Below are 2,862 nucleotides of genomic sequence, written 5' to 3'. Positions count from 1 at the left end.
AGTGCCGACGTTAACGTGGGGAAGGGAACGATCAAACTTTTCCTTAGCCATCGATACAATCCTCCGCAGAAGAAATAGTCTTGCGCTGATAAAACAAAGGCAGATATTTTCATATCTGCCTTGTTTATATGGAGCTCTTGAGCGGACTTGAACCGCTGACCTCACCCTTACCAAGGGTGTGCTCTACCAACTGAGCTACAAGAGCGAAACACTTTGTGCAAAACCCGGCAAACTTGGAGCGGGTAGCGGGAATCGAACCCGCATCATCAGCTTGGAAGGCTGAGGTTCTACCACTAAACTATACCCGCGGAGCTTGCGGCTCTCGCTAAAACTGGTGGAGGGAGAAGGATTCGAACCTTCGAAGCTCTCGCAACGGATTTACAGTCCGTCCCCTTTGACCGCTCGGGAATCCCTCCAGATGTGGCCGGCATTCTATTTGTCTGCCGCCCTAGTGTCAAGCGTTTTTTCAAATTTTTTCAATCAAATCTGAAACTTAGCTGCTTTGACACCGCTTCCAGCTCTACCACCTGAGTGGTGTTCCCTGTGAAGCGGGCGCCATTCTATCAAGCTATTCGCCAGTTGCAATACCCTGGCAGAAAATAATTTTATGTTTTAAGTCTTTGAAATCATTGGAAAGAGCCGAAAGTACCGTTTGATCCAGCAAACGCTCGCTTTCCGGGGCCACCTTGAGCCAGCGCCCATCCGCTCCAGGCAACTGCCCCATCACTGGCAGGGTGGCAATATCCAGGCTCAGCAGGCGCTGGCGCAGTGCTTCCAACTGCTCCTGCTGCTCCACTCCCCCCACTACCAGGCATTCATCACGGCGCTTGGCTGGCGCCGACACACCCGTTTCACGTAACAGACGGATTTCTTGCTGATTCCCCTTGTACAGAGACAGTGGGGCGACTTCCTTGACCTTCAGCGGTGCTTCCTGCTGATGCCACACGTAATAGAAAACGTTAAGCACCAGTAACAGCAGAAACAACCAACGCATAGGCACCTCAATCCAATGGGCAGGCCATGGCCAGGCCAACGAAAACCAGGTCCGGTACGACACGCGCCTGCGGTACGGCCTCCCTCACCAGCGGTGCATCGCCGCCAGTAAGGAACACTGTGAATGCCTCCCCCCAAAGCGCGCGTGCCTGCTCGAGCTGGGTGCGGGCAAAGCCCTGAAGCATTAACACGCAACCGCGCTCTACCGCCTCGACGGTGGAGCGACCCGGTGACAAGCTAGTCAGTGCACGCTCAGCGGAAGCATCGTCATAGCGGATACGCCGGGTGTGAGTACGCAACTGGCTGCGCATCAAGGGCATCCCCGGGCAGATGTAGCCGCCCAGGTGCTCGCCGTCCGCAGCAACAAAGTCCGCTTTGGCGGCAGTCCCCAGGTCGATTACCAGGCACGCGCCCCCGGCCAGGTGAAATGCACCCAGCGCAGCCAGCCAACGGTCCATACCCAGGCGCTGATAGTCGTCATAACCGTTGCGCACACCGGCCATGCTCTGTGCCGGATGCGCAACGCGCGCCTGCACGGCAAAAGCCTGGGCAATCAACGCACAAAGCGCATCGGTTTCTTCCTCGCTGCGCACACTGACAATACGACAGCCCGTTAGACGCACTGAAGCCAGCGCCGCCACTGCAGCCAGCAGCGCTTGATCGGAATCGACGATCCCGCCACCTTCAATCACTGCGTCAGCAGCATGAATTACCCGCCACTTGATGAAGCTGTTACCGCAGTCGAGCTCAAGAATCATCACGCAACCTCAAACTGAGCTCACCACCACTGAAGCTCTTTTCAACTCCGTCCACCTCAAGGCGCAAGCCGCCCTGCCCGTCGACGCCAAGAACCACGCCATCAATACGCGTACTGCCGGCAACCAGTGAAACATTGCGCCCTTGCCAAAGGTGCGCCTGCTCCCACTCCTCTTGGAATGCGGCAAACCCATAGCGACGATGACGTGCCAATTCATGCTGCAATTGCTGATTGAGCGACGCTACCAAGTGGTTGCGATCTATTGCCGCACCCACCTCACGTCGCATCGAGGTCCACTCCTGGTCGACCTGGTCGTTGGCCTGCATGTTCACATTGATACCGATACCCAGTACCACATGACAGACGTCGGCCGGATCACCCACCAGCTCCAGGAGAATACCGGTGATCTTCTGCCCGCGAACCAACACGTCATTGGGCCATTTGAGCCCTACATCTTTTACGCCGAACGCCTGCAGAGTGCGCATTACCGCAACCCCCACCACCAGGCTCAAGCCTTCGAGCTGGCGCATGCCGCCATCCACACGCAAGACAAGGCTGTAATAGAGGTTCTCGGCAAATGGGCTGACCCATTGGCGGCCACGTCGACCGCGGCCGGCACTCTGCCGCTCAGCCAGCACCACAAATGGCGCTGCCTGCCCCTGATTGGCAAGCCTCAAGCCTTCGGCATTGGTCGAGTCGACGCTTTCATGGATGAAAACCGGCCACTGCTCGCTTTCGGCAAAGCCGGCTATTGCCTGAGCCTCGAGCAAAGCTAGTGGTGTCGCCAGCTGATAGCCGCGCCCACGAACCTTGTGAATGGTGAGGTTCAGCTCGCCTTCCAGGTGCTGCAGCTGTTTCCAAACGGCGCTGCGACTCACCCCGAGGGCTTCCCCCAGAGCTTCTCCGGAATGGAACCGGCCATCCTTGAGAAGATTCAACAACTTCAGCATGCCAGTCTCGACTTGGAATAAGGCAGGCATGATAGCCATGGGCTGTTGGCTTGCATAGGAAAAGGGCCTGCCGCCGGAGCGTTTGCAGATGCAGGCGCGAACACCGCGTCGCCTGCGTCGCAGGCTTGCCCGCTCCTACAGGCGCCAGATTTTTTTCACCAC

At 57.3% G+C, this 2,862-nt stretch carries 3 protein-coding genes and 3 tRNA genes; all 6 read right to left on the bottom strand.

The genetic code is table 11. The features are described from left to right. Positions 1-129: 129 nt before the first annotated feature. Positions 130-205, bottom strand: a tRNA-Thr gene (locus tag APH35_RS27875). Between the two features lie 29 nt (positions 206-234). Beyond that, a tRNA-Gly gene (locus tag APH35_RS27870) sits at positions 235-308 on the bottom strand. A 24-nt stretch (positions 309-332) separates the two neighbouring features. Beyond that, positions 333-416, bottom strand: a tRNA-Tyr gene (locus APH35_RS27865). A gap of 152 nt (positions 417-568) precedes the next feature. Further along, positions 569-994: a hypothetical protein gene (locus tag APH35_RS27860; protein WP_012270230.1), complete on the bottom strand. Its 426-nt coding sequence runs from the start codon at positions 992-994 to the stop codon at positions 569-571. A 7-nt stretch (positions 995-1,001) separates the two neighbouring features. Next, positions 1,002-1,751, bottom strand: a complete 750-nt coding sequence (locus APH35_RS27855) for a pantothenate kinase (protein WP_012270229.1) — start codon at positions 1,749-1,751, stop codon at positions 1,002-1,004. Then, a complete protein-coding gene (gene birA, locus APH35_RS27850; protein WP_012270228.1) occupies positions 1,741-2,700 on the bottom strand; it encodes a bifunctional biotin--[acetyl-CoA-carboxylase] ligase/biotin operon repressor BirA in 960 nt (319 codons plus the stop codon). Before birA ends, APH35_RS27855 begins: the two co-directional genes overlap by 11 nt. Positions 2,701-2,862: the final 162 nt, after the last annotated feature.

Source organism: Pseudomonas sp. NBRC 111132 (assembly GCF_001320565.1).
Lineage (GTDB): Bacteria > Pseudomonadota > Gammaproteobacteria > Pseudomonadales > Pseudomonadaceae > Aquipseudomonas > Aquipseudomonas putida_P.
The sequence above is the reverse complement of the archived record's forward strand: the minus strand, read 5'-3'. Positions and strand labels throughout refer to the sequence as shown.